This is a genomic window from Streptomyces sp. NPDC127038 (genome assembly GCF_042725875.1).
Lineage (GTDB): Bacteria > Actinomycetota > Actinomycetes > Streptomycetales > Streptomycetaceae > Streptomyces.
In genome coordinates this window covers 1-16,969 of sequence record NZ_JBHXDQ010000035.1, presented here as the reverse complement: position 1 = coordinate 16,969, position 16,969 = coordinate 1, and the positions used below count along the sequence as shown (strand labels likewise).

The window sequence follows — 16,969 nt, the reverse complement described above, 5'->3', positions numbered from 1 at the left end:
GGCCGCCGATAGGGCTCCGTACCTCGTTCTGGTGCCGCCGCATGGGAGCATGCGGGCGTGGAGACTGCGGTGGACCTACGAGTGATGCTTGAGTCGTTGGCCGTGGAGGACGGTGTCTTCGGCCGGGTCGAGAGCGGGGACGCGGGCCTTGTCGCAGAGCACGTCTACGGCTTGGTCCTCGATGCCCAGAAAGCTTGGGCGCCCTATGCGATCGAGGGTTCTCAAGGGCCGACCGGTCCCGCTGCCATCGCCGATGCCCTGACGGTCATCGACAGCGAAGAGGCGGGAACCGTCATGACCTACCTGTCCGCGGGTGACCTTGTCTTTCCCGGACGGCTGCGTCGTGATCGTGAGCACGCCCATCGAGCGGCGCAGCGAGTGGTCAAGCTGCTGGGACGGGACTCCACGTGGTGGACGAACATCGAACTATCCGATTCGGGACGAGGGTGGGACCCGGTATCTCGGTTCACCTTCGACGGAGTGGTCGCGGGAACGGGTAACGGGTTCGTCGTGGCCCTGCTCCAAGTCGGAGAAGACTGACGCGCGTCGCGTCACGGCTTTGCTTGAGTCGGCTCACCAAGTCAAAAAGGGGTACCCATGATTTTCATCGTGTCCATGACGGTGGTGTTCGCGGCCGCGTTCGTGGCATGTCTGGTCATTCTGCGGCGCAGGGGCAGCACCGGCGAACACGGGGCACTGGAGCGTGGGGCGGCGGCGCAGGGTCTTGCACAGGGGCTGAGCACGGCAAACGCCAAGAGCCAGAACACGGGGTCCTGGACCTGAGATTCCAACGGATCCCGCACGCGGCGAGTGATCACAGCGGACAGCAAAAAGGCCCGGGTCGGTGACCTGGGCCTCTGTCGTGGAGCGGGTGACGAGAATCGAACTCGCACTCTCAGCTTGGGAAGCTGATGTTCTACCACTAAACTACACCCGCGTAAGACGCCGGCTGGGCCGGTGTCGAATGCTCGCTCACTGTACCTCATGCCCGGCCCCAGGCGTCGAAGCCGCGGGGCCGGTGCGCGTTCCGGGGTGTGGATGCGGCTGCGGGGGACCGGAGTTGGGGCGTACGGTGGGGGTGTTGAAGTGGGTCCGGGCGGGGTCGGAGTGCCGCCTGGAGAGCCGTCCCTTTGATCCCGTAATGTGGCTTTCGTTGTCAGGGCATCAGCCTGACGCGGTTCTTGGGGAAGGGACTCTTGGACTTGATGGAGCGCACCGTCGTCCGTTGTGCCGAGGGGCACGTGTTCAGCACCGCTTCGTTCCCGATGCAGCAGGCCGAGCGGCTCGGCCCCGGCCGGCTGCTGCGGTGTCCACGGTGTGCCCGGCTCCGCAGTGTGGTGCCGGTCGCCCTGGAGAAGGCGGCCTTGTCGGAGCAGTAGGACGCGCGAGCAGTCGCCGTGGTGCGGGCGCGCGGGTCGTCACGATTGTCGTGGCCCCGCGCGCCTTGCGTATCCTCAGGACGTGCTTCTCTCTGACAAGGACATCCGGGCCGAGATCGACGCCGGGCGGGTCCGCATCGATCCTTACGACGAATCCATGGTGCAGCCGTCGAGCATCGATGTGCGGCTCGACCGCTACTTCCGGGTGTTCGAGAATCACCGCTACCCCCACATCGACCCCTCGGTCGAGCAGGCGGACCTCACGCGGCTCGTCGAGCCCGAGGGCGACGAGCCGTTCATCCTCCACCCCGGAGAGTTCGTCCTCGCCAGTACGTACGAGGTCATCTCGCTGCCCGACGACCTCGCCTCGCGCCTCGAGGGCAAGAGCTCCCTGGGACGCCTGGGCCTGGTCACCCACTCCACCGCGGGGTTCATCGACCCCGGGTTCTCCGGGCACGTCACCCTCGAGCTGTCGAACCTCGCCACCCTGCCGATCAAGCTGTGGCCGGGGATGAAGATCGGGCAGCTGTGCATGTTCCGGCTCAGCTCGCCGGCCGAGTTCCCGTACGGCAGCGAACGCTACGGCTCCCGTTACCAGGGCCAGCGCGGGCCGACCCCCTCGCGGTCCTTCCTGAACTTCCACCGCACCCAGGTCTGAGGCGATCACCATGCCCGCCGTCCGCGAGAACCTCACCTATGAGAAGTTCGGCGTCGCCGTCCGCGAACTCGCCCAGACGATCGCCGACGACGGGTACGAGCCCGACATCGTGCTCTCGATCGCCCGGGGCGGCGTCTTCGTCGCGGGCGGGCTCGCCTACGCCCTGGACTGCAAGAACATCCACCTCGTGAACGTCGAGTTCTACACGGGGGTGGGGACGACGCTGGAGATGCCGGTGATGCTGGCCCCCGTCCCCAACGCGATCGACTTCTCCGAGAAGAAGGTCCTGATCACCGACGACGTCGCCGACACGGGCAAGACGCTCAAGCTCGTGCACGACTTCTGCGTCGGCGAGGTCGCCGAGGTCCGCAGCGCCGTGATCTACGAGAAGACCCAGTCGCTCGTGAAGTGCGAGTACGTCTGGAAGCGCACCGACGAGTGGATCAACTTCCCGTGGAGTGTCGAGCCTCCGGTCGTCAAGCGTGCCGGCCAGGTGCTCGACTCCTAGTTAGTGGCCGCGCCGGTTCGTGGGCGGGGCGTGTGATGCGTGGTGCGAGAAGGGGCGACCGGCCGGGTGCCGGGGGCCCCATCTCGTGTGCCCTGGGCGGGCTCGTGCGCCGTCGTGGGCGTCAGAACGTGCCCAGCTTGATGATCGACAGGATCGCGATGAGCTGAATGGATGACGCGGCGAGCGCCTTGGGCCACGGGAGGTCGTGGGACTTGCCGACCATCAGGGTCAGCAGGGCGCCCGCGGCGACCCAGGTGATCCAGCCGAGGAGCTTGACGAAGGAGGCGTCGCCGCCGAGGAACATGGCGAACAGCAGCCGTGGGGTGTCCGTGATGGACATGATCAGCATGGAGAGGCCGACCGTGGGCTGCCAGGCGCCGTCGCCGCCGAGCTGGCGGGCCAGGGTGTGGGTGACCACGCCCAGGACGAACGTGCTGAGCACCAGTGAGACAGCGGTCGTCAGGACGATCGGTACGGCGTTGGAGAGGGTCGCGTTGATCGCGTCCTGGCGGGCGCCGTCGAAGCCGAAGACGGCCAGCAGGCCGTAGAGGAACGTCACGACCAGGGCCGGGGCCCACATCGTGTAGTCACGCATCTGGAGGAAGGTCCGGTTCGGGGCCGTCACTATGCCCTTGAGCAGGTCCTTCCAGTGCAGCCGCGGGCCGACCGGCGGAGCGGCGGCCTGGCCCGCCCGGTAGGTGTCCCCCTGGGAGTAGGGGTCCTCGCCGATCGAGAAGGCCTGCGTGTGGCCGGGGCTGTTCGCCGCGTACGGGTCCGGGCCCTGCTGCGGGTGACCGTCGCCGAAGTACTCCGGCTCGCCCTGGGGCCAGCCGCCCTGCTGCCCGCCCCGGTAGGGCTGGCCGCCCTGTCCGCCGTACTGCGGCTGCCCGCCGTACGGCTGCTGTCCCCCGTACTGCGGCCGCGAGGGCGCGGGCGGGTAGCCGTACGGCTGCTGCCCGCCTCCCTGGGGGGACTGCTGCCCGCTCCCCTGGGAGGACTGTCCGTACGGTTGTCGTTGCGGTCGCCCTTGCGGGGCACGGTTGTCCCGGCCCCCGCGTCCGATCCTGAATCCAGCCACGTTATCGAACGTACCTGGTCCCGAAGAGTGACGTGCGGGGGCCGGGGCAACGGGCCCGGCATTGGGTCCGAGCTGTGACATCCCCTAAGGGGCGAGGCGAGCGGCCCGTACGGGACGGCGCGAGCGGCTCGTACGGGAGCCGTCGTCCGACCGAACGCCCTGGTGGAGGCATCGGACGGCCGCGGAGGGACCACCCGGTGACGGGCGGCCCCTCCGGACGGGTCGGACGGGTCGGACCGGTCAGTCGGCGAAGACGGCGCCGAACTGCGGGGTGCCCGACGTCGAGACGCCCGAGGCGCTCGGCGAGACGAAGCGCGAGCCGGTCGTGGTGATCTTGCTGCCGTTGGACGGCAGGTAGGTCACGGCGCCGTCCCCGGAGTTCTCGTACGAGCCGACGAGCAGGTCCGCCTTCCCGTCGCCGGTGACGTCGTCGAGCTTGACGTCGGCGCCGAACAGGTCGTTCTTCTCGTCGTTGCCGGGGACGCCGGCCGTGCTCTGCGCGAAGGCCTGGGCGCCGGAGGAGACGTTGATCCCGGCGGCGGAGCCGTAGAGGACGGTGACCATGCCGGCGTTGCTGACCCCGGCGAGGTCCTCGTCCGGGGCCGAGACGACCAGGTCCTGGTAGTGGTCGCCGTTGACGTCGCCCATGTCCAGGTCCCAGCCGAAGCTGTCGCCCTTCTCCGAGGCGCCGGGGACGCTGCCGCTGTCCTGGGTGACCCCGGTCGTGCCCGCCGGGCCCGACGCCGAGCCGTAGGTGATGTTCACCTTGCCGCCGTTGGCGGAGTCCGGGACCGTGGTGCCGTCGTTCAGGGTGGCGTCCCAGCCGGCGCCGCTGACGATGTCGCCGAAGCCGTCGCCGTTGATGTCGCCGATCCCGGTGATGATGCCGGGCCTGAGCGCCTTCGCGGAGGCCACGCTCAGTCCGCTCGCCGTGCCGGGCACGTAGTAGTTGGTGTTCCAGCCGGCGGAGGTCTGCGTCTCGAAGCCGTCGACGATCAGGTCGGTCCTGCCGTCGCCGTTCACGTCGCCCGCGGTCAGGCTGAGCGGCCCGTACGGGCTGTCGTTGGTGCCCGACTGGATCGGGGGCTTGATCGTCGTACGGCCGCCGGGGGTGCCCGAGGTGCTGAAGCCGCCCTTGTAGACGTAGATCGTGCTCGCCGAGCTGCCGACCGCGAGGTCGGCCTTGCCGTCGCCGTCGAAGTCGCCGGCGGCCAGGTCCTTGCCCCAGTAGTCGTGCGAGGACGGGGACGGGTCCGGGACGTTGACGCTCTTGCCGGTGAGGCCGCTCCGGGAGCCCCAGAGGATGGCGAGGGCGCCGCCGTTCGTGTCGGTGCCGACCTTCTCCGAGGGCGAGGCGACGGCGAGGTCGTCGAATCCGTCGCCGTTGAAGTCCGCGTACGCCGTCTCGGCGCCGAAGGCGTCGCCGGCCTCGGCGGTGCCCGGGACGCCGGTGGTGTTCTGGCTGATCGTGGAGCGCTTGGCGGAGGACACACCGGTGGCCGAGCCGTAGAGGGCCACGATCTGGCCCGCTCCGGCGTGGCCGCTGACGTAGGCGCCGTGGGCCGAGAGGGCCACGTCGCCGATGCCGTCGCCGTTGAAGTCGGCCTGCGGGACCCTCGCGGAGTCCGCGGCGGTGGCGGTCGCGGCCGAGAACGTGAGCAGACCGCCCGTCAGCGCTGCGGCCGTCGCCGTGGCGAGAGCGAGTCGCACGGAGTGCGGGTGACGCTTGTGCATGCGGGATTCTCCTGCGGCATGCGGGGACGCCGGGCGCTCGTCCCCTGTCGATGGGGAGCCGGCCGGCCGCGTTCGCCTGGAGTTGTACGGCAGTTCACTGACCGATCGGCGAACAGGAGACCGCCGGTGCGGGGTAAGGGTTGTACGTGAGTTCGGTTTTCTTTCGGGGTGAGCCGAGTGCCGGGCGGCCGGAGGCGGGAGGCGGCCGGTAGGCCGGTGGGTACGACGACGCCCCCGTGCTCCCGGGAGCACGGGGGCGTCGTCACACCGATCGGACCGGGCCGGTCGGCGGCGCCCGACGGGCCGGTCAGGCGGCTGCGTCAGACAGTCGTGTCGGACGGTGGTGGTGCCGGACGCGGGTCCGGACCGCCGCCCGGACGGGGGCGGTCACTTCACCGGCTCGGGCTCCGGCTCGCTCTCCGACTCGGCCGAGCCCGCCGGGGGCTCTTCCTCGACCGGCGCCTTGACCGACTCAAGCAGGAGCTGGGCCACGTCGACGACCTGGACGGACTCCTTGGCCTTGCCCTCGTTCTTCTTGCCGTTGACCGAGTCGGTCAGCATGACGAGGCAGAACGGGCAGGCGGTGGAGACGATGTCGGGGTTGAGCGACAGGGCCTCGTCGACACGCTCGTTGTTGATGCGCTTGCCGATCCGCTCCTCCATCCACATGCGCGCGCCGCCGGCGCCGCAGCAGAAGCCGCGTTCCTTGTGGCGGTGCATCTCCTGCTGGCGCAGGCCAGGGACGGCGGACATGATCTCGCGCGGGGGCGTGTAGACCTTGTTGTGACGGCCCAGGTAGCACGGGTCGTGGTACGTGATCAGACCCTCGACCGGGGTCACCGGGAGCAGCTTGCCCTCGTCGATGAGGTGCTGGAGCAGCTGGGTGTGGTGGATGACCTCGTAGTCGCCGCCGAGCTGCGGGTACTCGTTGCCGATGGTGTTGAGGCAGTGCGGGCAGGTGGCGACGATCTTCTTGGCCGACTTCGGCTTCTTGGTCGACTCGTCCTCGTCATCCTCGCCGAACGCCATGTTCAGCGCGGCGACGTTCTCCATGCCGAGCTCCTGGAAGAGGGGCTCGTTGCCGAGGCGGCGGGCGGAGTCACCGGTGCACTTCTCGTCGCCGCCCATGATCGCGAACTTGACGCCCGCCATGTGCAGCAGTTCCGCGAAGGCCTTGGTGGTCTTCTTGGCGCGGTCCTCCAGGGCGCCGGCGCAGCCGACCCAGTAGAGGTACTCGATCTCGCTGAGGTCCTCGATGTCGCGGCCGACGACGGGGATCTCGAAGTCGACCTCCTTCGTCCACTCCAGGCGCTGCTTCTTGGCAAGGCCCCAGGGGTTGCCCTTCTTCTCCAGGTTCTTGAGCATCGTGCCCGCCTCGGACGGGAACGCGCTCTCGATCATCACCTGGTAGCGGCGCATGTCGACGATGTGGTCGATGTGCTCGATGTCGACCGGGCACTGCTCGACGCAGGCGCCGCAGGTGGTACAGGACCACAGGACGTCGGGGTCGATGACGCCGTTCTCTTCCGCGGTGCCGATCAGCGGGCGCTCGGCCTCGGCCAGGGCGGCCGCGGGCACGTCCTTGAGCTGCTCCTCGGAGGCCTTCTCGTTGCCTTCCATGTCCTTGCCGCCGCCGGCCAGCAGGTACGGGGCCTTGGCGTGCGCGTGGTCGCGCAGCGACATGATGAGGAGCTTGGGGGAGAGCGGCTTGCCGGTGTTCCAGGCGGGGCACTGCGACTGGCAGCGGCCGCACTCGGTGCAGGTGGAGAAGTCGAGCAGGCCCTTCCAGGAGAACTGCTCGACCTGGGAGACACCGAAGACGTCGTCCTCACCGGGGTCGGTGAAGTCGATGGCCTTGCCGCCGCTGGTCATCGGGAGCAGCTCGCCGAGCGCGGTCGCGCCCTTGGCGTCGCGCTTGAACCAGATGTTCGGGAAGGCGAGGAAGCGGTGCCAGGCGACGCCCATGTTGGTGTTCAGGCCGACCGTGATCGCCCAGCCCATGGTGACGCCGAGCTTGATCATGGCGGTCAGGTAGACCAGGTTCTGGAGGGTGCCGAGGCTCAGGCCCTTGAAGGCGGCGACCAGGGGGTACGAGGCCCAGTAAGCGGCTTCGTAGTGGTCGACGCCGTGCAGGGCGCCTTCGAGGCCGCGCAGGGTCATGATCGCGAGGCCGATGACGAGGATCACGGCCTCGACGAAGTAGGCCTGGCCGGTCTTGGAGCCGGCGAAGCGGGACTTGCGGCCCGGCTTCGAGGGGCGGTTCAGCTGGCGGACGGCGATCAGTACGAGGATGCCGAGCGTCGTGAACAGGGCGATGAACTCGGTGTAGAGCTCGTACGGGAGGAAGCCGCCGAGCACCGGGAGCGTCCAGTCGGCCTTGAACAGCTGGCCGTAGGCCGTGACGATCGTCAGGCCGAGCGTCAGGAAGCCGACGGCCACGAACCAGTGCGCGACGCCGATGATCCCCCACCGGTTCATCCGGGTGTGGCCGACGAATTCCTTGGCCAGCGTGACGCTGCGGGCCTTCCAGTCGTCGGTGCGGCTGCCGGCGGGTACGGGCTGGCCGAGCTTGATGAACCGGTAGATCTGCGCGACGGCCCGCGCGATCAGCGCGACGCCGACCACGGTCAGGACCAGCGACACGATGATCGCGGCGAGTTGCATTCGGGGGCTCCTCGGGCCTGCGAGGTGTTCTTCGAGGTGACCTCGAAGGTGATTACTAAGCGGTAACTTATGCAGTCCGTCTGAGACTACCCACTTCCTCCGCCGCACTGTAGTCAGCGGTGCGGTGATCTGCGTCGCTGAGGGATGCCTGAGTGGGGGCCCGGGAGCCGGGCACGGGGTCCGGTTCACCCCGTGACGACAGGACACGTAAACCCGATCGTGTTATTCACCCAATACTGTGACAATTACCCCTAAATTGGCGACGTGCTGTACGGAATCACGGCCGCCACCGCCGCTCTCCTCCTGACCGCCACGCTCTCCGCGCTGCTGCGGTCGCTCTCCCTGCGCCTCGGCCCGGCCGACGGGACGGGGCTTCGTGCCCGCCGCGCGAGACCCCGGGCGCCCGTGAAGGCGCGTCCCGTCCCGCTCCTCGGCGGGGTCGCCGTGGCGGGCGCCACGGCGCTCGTCGGCTGGGCCGGGAACTGGACCGGCGCCGCCCCGCTCGGCGCGGACGCCGGGCGGCTGCTGGCCGCCGCGATCGTGGTCGCGCTGCTCGGTCTGGCCGCCGATCTCCTGCCCGTGCCCCCGGTGGTGTGCGTGGCGGGGGTCGCCGTCGCCGCCGCGCTGACCGTCCCCTTCGGTGAACTCGGGGCGCCGGCCGGGGTGCTGGCCGTGGTCTGGATCGTCCTCGTCACGCAGGCCTTCCGCTCCCTCGACCACGCGGACGGGGTGATGGGGACGGTCGGTGTCATCACCGCCTTCGCCCTCAGCGGCTGCGCCGCCGCCGGGCTCATGGACGGCCTCGCCGCGCTGCTCAGCGTGCTGGCCGCCGCCCTCACCGGCTTCCTGATGCAGGGATGGCCCCCCGCCCGGATCGCGCCGGGTCGCTGCGGGTCGCTGTTCGCCGGCTTCCTGCTGGCCTCGGCCGTCGTGCTGGTGCAGGCGGAGCGGCCGGCCGGGCCCGGACTCGGCGCCGCCTTCGCGCTGACGGCCGTGGCCAGCGCCGACGCCCTGCTGGTCCTGGTGTCGCGGGGGCGGGCCGGGTGGCCGCTGCTGCGCCCGGCGCCCGACCATCTGGTGCACCGGCTGCGGCGGGCGGGACTCACCCGGCAGGGGGTCATGGTCGTGACGGGTCTGGCCGCGTTCGCGGCCGCGTCCGTGGGGCTGTGCATCGACCTCGGCTGGCTCGGGGCGGGAGCCGCCTGGTGGGTGGCGGGCGCCGTGTCGGCGGTCGCCGTCGCCGGGGCCGTACGTCCCGGGGTCCGTCCGCGCCGTACCCCTCCGCATGCCATCCCGGCTCCCGGGGGACCCGTCCCGAGGGTGCTCGGGCGTCCGGGGCGTCCCCGTCCGGAGGCACCTGGCGCGGTGAAGGTTCACTGACTCTGCGAGAAAACCCCAGTTCAGAGGCTCCATGCGTGTAAGGAGCGGATAAGAGTTGAGCCCCGTCGACTCAGGTCTGTTGACCAGGGGGCGGACGTCGTGCACACTTGAGTCCGTTCCACTCAAGTCATTGCTGGAGGAATCGAAATGGCACGTGCGGTCGGCATCGACCTGGGCACGACTAACTCCGTCGTCAGCGTTCTCGAAGGCGGCGAGCCCACCGTCATCACCAACGCCGAAGGCGCCAGGACCACGCCGTCCGTCGTCGCCTTCGCGAAGAACGGCGAGGTGCTCGTCGGCGAGGTCGCCAAGCGCCAGGCGGTCACCAACGTGGACCGGACCATCCGTTCGGTGAAGCGTCACATGGGCACCGACTGGAAGATCGAGCTCGACGGCAAGAGCTTCAACCCGCAGCAGATGAGCGCCTTCATCCTGCAGAAGCTGAAGCGCGACGCCGAGGCGTACCTGGGCGAGAAGGTGGCCGACGCGGTCATCACCGTCCCGGCGTACTTCAACGACTCCGAGCGTCAGGCGACGAAGGAAGCCGGCGAGATCGCCGGTCTGAACGTCCTTCGTATCGTCAACGAGCCGACCGCCGCCGCGCTGGCGTACGGCCTCGACAAGGACGACCAGACGATCCTCGTCTTCGACCTCGGTGGCGGCACCTTCGACGTGTCCCTGCTGGAGATCGGCGACGGCGTCGTCGAGGTGAAGGCCACCAACGGTGACAACCACCTCGGTGGTGACGACTGGGACCAGCGCGTCGTCGACTACCTGGTGCAGCAGTTCCGCTCCGGCCACGGTGTGGACCTCGCCAAGGACAAGATGGCGCTCCAGCGTCTGCGCGAGGCCGCCGAGAAGGCCAAGATCGAGCTGTCCTCGTCCACCGAGACCTCGATCAACCTGCCCTACATCACGGCTTCCGCCGAGGGCCCGCTGCACCTGGACGAGAAGCTCACGCGCGCCCAGTTCCAGCAGCTGACGGCCGACCTCCTGGAGCGCTGCAAGACGCCGTTCCACAACGTCATCAAGGACGCGGGCATCCAGCTGTCCGAGATCGACCACGTCGTTCTCGTCGGCGGTTCCACCCGTATGCCCGCCGTCGCCGAGCTCGTCAAGGAGCTGACCGGCGGCAACGAGGCCAACAAGGGTGTGAACCCGGACGAGGTCGTCGCCATCGGCGCGGCCCTCCAGGCCGGTGTCCTCAAGGGTGAGGTCAAGGACGTCCTGCTCCTCGACGTGACCCCGCTGTCCCTCGGCATCGAGACCAAGGGAGGGATCATGACCAAGCTCATCGAGCGCAACACCACGATCCCGACCAAGCGGTCCGAGATCTTCACGACGGCCGAGGACAACCAGCCCTCCGTGCAGATCCAGGTCTACCAGGGCGAGCGCGAGATCGCGGCGTACAACAAGAAGCTCGGCATGTTCGAGCTGACCGGTCTGCCGCCGGCCCCGCGCGGTGTCCCGCAGATCGAGGTCGCCTTCGACATCGACGCCAACGGCATCATGCACGTGACCGCGAAGGACCTCGGCACGGGCAAGGAGCAGAAGATGACCGTCACCGGTGGCTCCTCGCTGCCGAAGGACGAGGTCGACCGCATGCGCCAGGAGGCCGAGAAGTACGCGGAGGAGGACCACGCCCGCCGCGAGGCCGCCGAGACCCGCAACCAGGGCGAGCAGCTCGTCTACCAGACCGAGAAGTTCCTCAAGGACAACGAGGACAAGGTCCCCGGCGAGATCAAGACCGAGGTCGAGGCCTCCGTCGAGGAGCTGAAGGCCGCGCTCAAGGGCGAGGACATCGCGGAGATCCGCACCGCGACCGAGAAGGTCGCCGCGGTCTCGCAGAAGCTCGGCCAGGCCATGTACGCCGACGCCCAGGCCTCCCAGGCCACCGGCGGCGACGCCCACGGCTCCGAGGCCCCGAAGGCCGACGACGACGTCGTCGACGCCGAGATCGTCGACGAGGACCGCCGGGACGGTGCCGCGTGACGGAGGAGACCCCGGGCTTCGAAGAGCAGCCCGACGTCCCTTCCGGCGCCACCTCTGACGACGCCGAGCCGCAGACCGCCACCCCCTCTGCGGAGGGGGCGGCGGCCCCGGACGGGGACGCAGCAGCACAGTTGACCGGCCTGACGGCCCAGCTGGACCAGGCGCGCATGGCACTGTCCGAGCGCACCGCGGACCTCCAGCGGCTCCAGGCCGAGTTCCAGAACTACCGCCGCCGCATCGAGCGCGACCGGATCGCGGTCAGGGAGGTCGCCGTGGCGAGCCTCCTGACCGAGCTCCTGCCCGTGCTCGACGACATCGGCCGCGCGCGGGACCACGGCGAGCTCGTCGGCGGATTCAAGTCCGTCGCCGAATCGCTGGAGACCGTCGCGGCGAAGATGGGACTCCAGCAGTTCGGCAAGGAGGGCGAGCCCTTCGACCCGACGATCCACGAGGCCCTGATGCACTCGTACGCGCCGGACGTCACGGAGACGACGTGCGTGGCGATTCTCCAGCCGGGGTATCGCTTCGGCGAACGGACCATCCGCCCCGCGCGGGTCGCCGTCGCCGAGCCGCAGCCGGGGGCGCAGACGGTCAAGGCCGAGGAATCGGCCGACGCGGCCGACGACAAGGAGAGCGGTGGCCCGGACGAGGGCTGAGCTTGAACGGACGAGGGAGGAGGGACGTCGGGGATGAGCACCAAGGACTTCATCGAGAAGGACTTCTACAAGGTCCTCGGCGTCCCCAAGGACGCCACCGAGGCCGAGATCAAGAAGGCGTACCGGAAGCTCGCCCGCGAGTTCCACCCGGACGCCAACAAGGGCAACGCCAAGGCGGAGGAGCGCTTCAAGGAGATCTCCGAGGCCAACGACGTGCTCGGCGACCCCAAGAAGCGCAAGGAGTACGACGAGGCACGCGCCCTCTTCGGCAGCGGTGGCTTCCGTCCGGGTCCCGGCGCGGGCGGCGGCAACTTCAACTTCGACCTGGGTGACCTCTTCGGAGGCGGCGCCCAGGGCCAGGGAGCGGGAGGGGCCGGCGGCTTCGGCGGCGGCATCGGCGACGTCTTCGGCGGCCTGTTCAACCGGGGCGGCGCCGGACCGGGCACGCGTACGCAGCCCCGGCGCGGCCAGGACATCGACACCGAGGTCACGCTCTCCTTCACGGAGGCGGTGGACGGCGCGACCGTTCCGCTGCGGATGACCTCGCAGGCGGCCTGCAAGGCCTGTTCGGGAACCGGCGACAAGAACGGCACACCGCGTGTGTGCCCGACCTGCGTCGGCACCGGCCAGGTGGCGCGCGGCTCGGGCGGCGGGTTCTCGCTCACGGACCCGTGCCCGGACTGCAAGGGCCGCGGCCTCATCGCCGAGCACCCCTGCATGGAGTGCGCGGGCAGCGGGCGGGCCAAGTCGTCCCGCACGATGCAGGTCCGGATCCCCGCGGGTGTCAGCGACAACCAGCGGATCCGGCTGCGCGGCAAGGGCGCTCCCGGAGAGCGGGGAGGTCCGGCCGGTGACCTGTACGTCACCGTCCACGTGGACGGTCACCCGGTCTTCGGCCGCAAGGACGACAACCTCACCGTCACCGTGCCCGTCACCTTCGCGGAGGCGGCGCTCGGCGGCGAGGTGAAGGTCCCGACGCTGGGCGGTCCTCCGGTGACGCTGAAGCTGCCGCCGGGCACTCCGAACGGGCGCACCATGCGCGCCCGGGGCAGGGGCGCGGTCCGCAAGGACGGCACCCGGGGCGACCTGCTGGTCACCGTCGAGGTGACGGTCCCCCAGGACCTGTCCGGCAAGGCTCGTGACGCTCTGGAGGCGTATCGAGAGGCGACCGCGGGTGAGGATCCGCGGGCGGAGCTGTTCCAGGCCGCGAAGGGAGCATGACGGAGCCATGGACACGACCGGTCGTCGACGCAACCCCTATGAACTGACCGAGGAGACCCCGGTCTACGTCATCTCGGTGGCGGCCCAGCTCTCCGGACTGCACCCGCAGACCCTGCGTCAGTACGACCGGCTCGGTCTGGTCTCTCCCGACCGCACGGCCGGCCGGGGCCGCCGTTACTCGGCCCGCGACATCGAGCTGCTGCGCACCGTGCAGCAGTTGTCGCAGGACGAGGGCATCAACCTCGCCGGCATCAAGCGCATCATCGAACTGGAGAACCAGGTCGCCGCGCTCCAGTCCCGCGTCGCGGAGCTGGAGTCGGCCCTGGACGGCGCCGCCGCCGCCATGCAGCAGCGCGAGGCCGCCGTGCACGCCTCCTACCGGCGCGACCTGGTCCCGTACCAGGAGGTCCAGCAGACCAGCGCGCTGGTGGTCTGGCGCCCCAAGCGGGCGGCCGACTAGTTCTCGAAGCGAAGGGGCCCACCGGTTCGTCCGAACCGGGGGGCCCCTTCCGCGTGCCGTCGCCCGGTCAGCGGGCGACCATGACCTCGACGGAGGCCGCTTCCTCGCCCGTCCGGCCGTAGACGTCCACGGCGCTGACCGTGACGGTGCACGGGCCCGTGTACGGGGGCGTCCAGGAGACCGTGTCCGAGGTGGTGAACCGCGGGCCGCTCGTGCCGCAGGCACCGGAGACGTCCCACGCGTACCCCTTGAGCAGCCGTGCCCCGTCGCCCGTTCCGGGCCGTATCCCGACCTGGAGGGGGAAGCGGGTCCCGCCCTCGGAGACCACGGTCAGCAGCGGGGCCGCGGGACCGGTGGCGGTGGCGGGCGTGAGCCGCTCGGCGGTGGTCTGCGCCGAGGGGCCCGACTCGGCTCCTCGGCCGTCGACCGAGGCGACGTAGTAGTACGCGGTGCCCTTCGGGGCGGAGGTGTCGTCGAAGGAGGAGCCCGTGGCGTCGGTGCCGCCCACCAGGGTCCACCGGCCCAGTGCGGTCGTACGGCGGTAGACGCGGAACCCGGTGACCATCGCGCCGGGGTCGTCCGCCGGGGTCCAGTCGACGCGGGTGGAGGCGTCGGCGGGCGTGGCCAGGAGCGCGTGCGGCGCGGGCGCCGTGGAGTCCTCCGGGCGCGTGAGCGTCAGGGTGTCGGAGACGGGGGAGACGTTCCCGGCCCGGTCGACGGCGTGGACGGTGTAGCGGTAGTCGGTGCCCACCGGGGCGATCGGGTCCGTGTAGGACGTCCCGAACACGGGCTCGGGCCCGTCGGGGTCGCTCCCGCCGACCGGCGCGGCCCACACCTCGTAGTGGTCGACGTCCGCCGACGAGGGCTGCCAGGACAGGCCGTTGCCCGCGGTGGTGCCGCGGCCCGACAGACCGGTGACGCGCTCCGGGGCCGTGCGGTCGGCGGTGGTCACCGGGCGGTCCGCCGTGCCCGCGGACTCGTTGCCGGCCCGGTCGTGGGCGCGGACCTCGTAGTAGTACGTGTCGCCGGTCGCCGGGAGGGACGTGTCGGTGTACGAGGTGGCGGTGGTCGTGGTGCGCAGGGTCCAGGTGCTGCCGCCCTTGGGGCGGCGGTAGACGCGGTATCCCGCGAGGTCCATCTCCGGGCTCCGGGACCAGGAGATCCGGGCGTTGCCGGTCGCGTTGTCGTAGGACGCCGAGGAACCCGTGGGAACAAGTGGCTTGATTTTGTCGGTGCCCGGGGACGTGACGGGTTTGTAGGCGAAAGTGACGTTTGCCTTGCCCGTCCAGTTGGCGAAATCGACGCGCAGCGTGTGCTTTCCCGGAGGAATGGTGAGGGCGACCGTTTTCGACCGGGTGGCCGAGACGTTCGTCCAGAGGTCTACTTTGCGCGAGTTATCCAGATAGACCCGTATTCCGTCCTGGGCGGTGACGGGGAGGGTGAAGGGGCCGCCCGATCCGAAGTCGCGGGTGACGGTCCAGCGGACGCCGAAGTTGTCGGCGGGCAGTCCGGCCGCGGGTGCGCCCGAGCCCCAGTTCTGGTCGATCGCGGAGTCACAGTCCGTCTTCTTGGGTGTGCCCGAAAACGTGGTGTTCGCATAGAACTGCCGCTTATAGACGGGCGATGTGCAGTTGGTCACTGCGGAAGCGGCCGTGCCGGCCGTGCCGAGCAGGCCGCCCGCGGCGGCGAGCACGAGGGCCGAGGAGAGGGTGCCCCGTGCGCCGGTGGCTCTGAACATGTCTTCCTTCTGGTCTGACTGATCGTCAACGGCAGTTAAAAACCGTCGGGGATCACGACTCCTGTGAAAGGAAGTTGGTTGTACCTGTGAATGACGGAAGGTGAAGCTGAGGGGATCGGTCGGTGGATGGGCGTAGTCTTTTCCCGTCGTGTTCACTTGTGGAACACGAAACGCCGTTGCCATCTCGTTAAGTGATTACTCCTTGACGCTGAGGTGATCGCCGCGTTGGCTTTCAGCCACCTGGGTCGCAATGCTGCAACCTCGCCCGGAAGGCACCTGATGTGAAGACTCGTAACACCGGCCTCCGCCGTACCGCCATAGCCGTGGCGTCCTCCGCCATGGCCGTCACCGTCTCCGGCTGCGGCCTGGGCATCGGAGGGAGTGGCACCTCGGCTAGCCCCACGAAGGGCGACGACATCAAGGTCGGGCTGCTCCTTCCGGAGAAGCAGAACACCCGTTACGACAAGTTCGACTACCCGATCATCCGGGACCAGGTTCTGAAGCTCACCGAGAAGAAGGGTGACGTCGTCTACCTGAACGCTGAGCAGGACGCGGCCAAGCAGCTGCGCCAGATGCAGCAGATGATCGACGAGAAGGTCGACGTCATCCTCGTGGACGCGGTGGACTCGGTGTCGATCGCCAAGGGCGTGCGCAAGGCCAAGGAGGCCGGCATCCCGGTCATCGCGTACGACCGCCTGGCCCAGGGTCCGATCGACGCGTACATCTCCTTCGACAACGAGCTGGTCGGCGAGACCCAGGGCAAGGCCCTGGTCGGCGCGCTGGGCGTCAACTCGGCCTCGAAGAAGATCATCATGATGAACGGCTCGCTGACCGACCCCAACGCGGCGCAGTTCAAGGCGGGTGCCAAGTCCGAGCTCCAGGACAAGGTGATCATCGCCGCCCAGTACGACACCAAGGACTGGGACCCGGTCAACGCCAAGGCCAACATGGAGAAGTCCATCCAGGCCGTCGGGCTGAGCAACATCGCCGGCGTCTACGCCGCCAACGACGGCATCGCGGGCGCGGTCATCGACGCCTTCAAGGCCGCGGGTGTCAGCAAGGTGCCGCCGGTCACCGGCCAGGACTCCGAGCTCGTCGCCGTGCAGCGGATCATCAAGGGCGACCAGTACATGAGCGTGTACAAGTCGTACCCGGAGGAGGCCAACGCCGCCGCCGAGATGGCGGTCGCCCGGGTCCAGGGCCGCTCGATCGAGTTCGACGCGCTCACCCGCGACAAGGTCGACAGCCCCACGAACAAGAGCATTCCGTCCCAGCTCGTGCCCGTTGTCGCCCTCACCAAGGACAACATCGAGAACACGGTGGTCCAGGACGGCATCTACCCCGTCAGCAAGATCTGCACGACGCCCTACAAGGCGCTCTGCGGTCAGCTCGGCATCAAGTAGGACGTTCCGCCCGCCGCCTCGTCCGAGGCGGCGGGCCGGGAGCCCTGGTTACGGCCCCGGTCGGGGGGGGGGGCGCCCCGCCCACCACCAGGCTCATA

The 16,969-nt window shown here is 69.5% G+C and carries 15 protein-coding genes and 1 tRNA gene; 11 read left to right on the top strand and 5 right to left on the bottom strand.

Annotated elements, in window-relative coordinates:
- Nucleotides 1-57 precede the first annotated feature (57 nt).
- Together ACFWI4_RS23355 and ACFWI4_RS23350 are read left to right on the top strand one after the other, a co-directional pair.
- On the top strand, nucleotides 58-540 hold the full coding sequence (locus tag ACFWI4_RS23355; RefSeq protein WP_387199356.1) for a hypothetical protein: 483 nt from the start codon (nucleotides 58-60) through the stop codon (nucleotides 538-540).
- Between the two features lie 57 nt (nucleotides 541-597).
- Nucleotides 598-783, top strand: coding sequence for a hypothetical protein (locus ACFWI4_RS23350; protein ID WP_387199353.1), 186 nt, complete (start codon nucleotides 598-600; stop codon nucleotides 781-783).
- Between the two features lie 80 nt (nucleotides 784-863).
- Here the strand turns inward: ACFWI4_RS23350 and ACFWI4_RS23345 are convergent.
- A tRNA-Gly gene (locus ACFWI4_RS23345) sits at nucleotides 864-937 on the bottom strand.
- Nucleotides 938-1,205: 268 nt separating this feature from the next.
- Between ACFWI4_RS23345 and ACFWI4_RS23340 the strand changes: the two genes are divergently transcribed.
- From ACFWI4_RS23340 to ACFWI4_RS23330, 3 genes are all read left to right on the top strand, one after another.
- Nucleotides 1,206-1,379 carry a hypothetical protein gene (locus tag ACFWI4_RS23340; protein WP_385397303.1) on the top strand — a complete coding sequence of 58 codons (174 nt, stop codon included), beginning with the start codon at nucleotides 1,206-1,208 and terminating at the stop codon, nucleotides 1,377-1,379.
- An 82-nt stretch (nucleotides 1,380-1,461) separates the two neighbouring features.
- The gene (dcd, locus tag ACFWI4_RS23335; RefSeq protein ID WP_339130566.1) at nucleotides 1,462-2,037 is read left to right on the top strand and encodes a dCTP deaminase; all 576 of its coding nucleotides are present in this window, start codon (nucleotides 1,462-1,464) and stop codon (nucleotides 2,035-2,037) included.
- Nucleotides 2,038-2,047: 10 nt separating this feature from the next.
- Complete coding sequence (locus ACFWI4_RS23330; RefSeq protein WP_385397656.1) at nucleotides 2,048-2,545, top strand: phosphoribosyltransferase; 498 nt, start codon at nucleotides 2,048-2,050, stop codon at nucleotides 2,543-2,545.
- 121 nt (nucleotides 2,546-2,666) lie between these two features.
- Here ACFWI4_RS23330 and ACFWI4_RS23325 read toward each other — a convergent pair whose 3' ends face one another.
- The 3 genes from ACFWI4_RS23325 to ACFWI4_RS23315 all read right to left on the bottom strand — a co-directional run bounded on the left by ACFWI4_RS23325 (nucleotide 2,667) and on the right by ACFWI4_RS23315 (nucleotide 8,021).
- Nucleotides 2,667-3,704: a Yip1 family protein gene (locus ACFWI4_RS23325; protein WP_387199349.1), complete on the bottom strand. Its 1,038-nt coding sequence runs from the start codon at nucleotides 3,702-3,704 to the stop codon at nucleotides 2,667-2,669.
- A 159-nt stretch (nucleotides 3,705-3,863) separates the two neighbouring features.
- The gene (locus ACFWI4_RS23320; protein ID WP_387199346.1) at nucleotides 3,864-5,357 is read right to left on the bottom strand and encodes an FG-GAP and VCBS repeat-containing protein; all 1,494 of its coding nucleotides are present in this window, start codon (nucleotides 5,355-5,357) and stop codon (nucleotides 3,864-3,866) included.
- A 387-nt stretch (nucleotides 5,358-5,744) separates the two neighbouring features.
- Nucleotides 5,745-8,021: a (Fe-S)-binding protein gene (locus ACFWI4_RS23315; RefSeq protein ID WP_387199343.1), complete on the bottom strand. Its 2,277-nt coding sequence runs from the start codon at nucleotides 8,019-8,021 to the stop codon at nucleotides 5,745-5,747.
- Nucleotides 8,022-8,285: 264 nt separating this feature from the next.
- On the opposite strand from ACFWI4_RS23315, the gene ACFWI4_RS23310 reads away from it, so the two are divergent.
- From ACFWI4_RS23310 to ACFWI4_RS23290, 5 genes are all read left to right on the top strand, one after another.
- Nucleotides 8,286-9,401, top strand: a complete 1,116-nt coding sequence (locus ACFWI4_RS23310; RefSeq protein ID WP_387199340.1) for an MraY family glycosyltransferase — start codon at nucleotides 8,286-8,288, stop codon at nucleotides 9,399-9,401.
- 147 nt (nucleotides 9,402-9,548) lie between these two features.
- Nucleotides 9,549-11,393: a molecular chaperone DnaK gene (dnaK, locus tag ACFWI4_RS23305; RefSeq protein WP_385397292.1), complete on the top strand. Its 1,845-nt coding sequence runs from the start codon at nucleotides 9,549-9,551 to the stop codon at nucleotides 11,391-11,393.
- The gene (gene grpE, locus ACFWI4_RS23300; RefSeq protein WP_387199337.1) at nucleotides 11,390-12,049 is read left to right on the top strand and encodes a nucleotide exchange factor GrpE; all 660 of its coding nucleotides are present in this window, start codon (nucleotides 11,390-11,392) and stop codon (nucleotides 12,047-12,049) included. Before dnaK ends, grpE begins: the two co-directional genes overlap by 4 nt.
- Nucleotides 12,050-12,082: 33 nt before the next feature.
- The gene (dnaJ, locus tag ACFWI4_RS23295) at nucleotides 12,083-13,270 is read left to right on the top strand and encodes a molecular chaperone DnaJ (RefSeq protein WP_387199334.1); all 1,188 of its coding nucleotides are present in this window, start codon (nucleotides 12,083-12,085) and stop codon (nucleotides 13,268-13,270) included.
- Between the two features lie 7 nt (nucleotides 13,271-13,277).
- Nucleotides 13,278-13,730 carry a heat shock protein transcriptional repressor HspR gene (locus tag ACFWI4_RS23290; protein WP_328670535.1) on the top strand — a complete coding sequence of 151 codons (453 nt, stop codon included), beginning with the start codon at nucleotides 13,278-13,280 and terminating at the stop codon, nucleotides 13,728-13,730.
- Nucleotides 13,731-13,797: 67 nt separating this feature from the next.
- On the opposite strand, the gene ACFWI4_RS23285 is transcribed toward ACFWI4_RS23290, so the two are convergent.
- A complete protein-coding gene (locus tag ACFWI4_RS23285; RefSeq protein WP_387199331.1) occupies nucleotides 13,798-15,468 on the bottom strand; it encodes a fibronectin type III domain-containing protein in 1,671 nt (556 codons plus the stop codon).
- A gap of 281 nt (nucleotides 15,469-15,749) precedes the next feature.
- Between ACFWI4_RS23285 and ACFWI4_RS23280 the strand changes: the two genes are divergently transcribed.
- The gene (locus tag ACFWI4_RS23280) at nucleotides 15,750-16,871 is read left to right on the top strand and encodes a substrate-binding domain-containing protein (RefSeq protein WP_387199328.1); all 1,122 of its coding nucleotides are present in this window, start codon (nucleotides 15,750-15,752) and stop codon (nucleotides 16,869-16,871) included.
- Nucleotides 16,872-16,969: the final 98 nt, after the last annotated feature.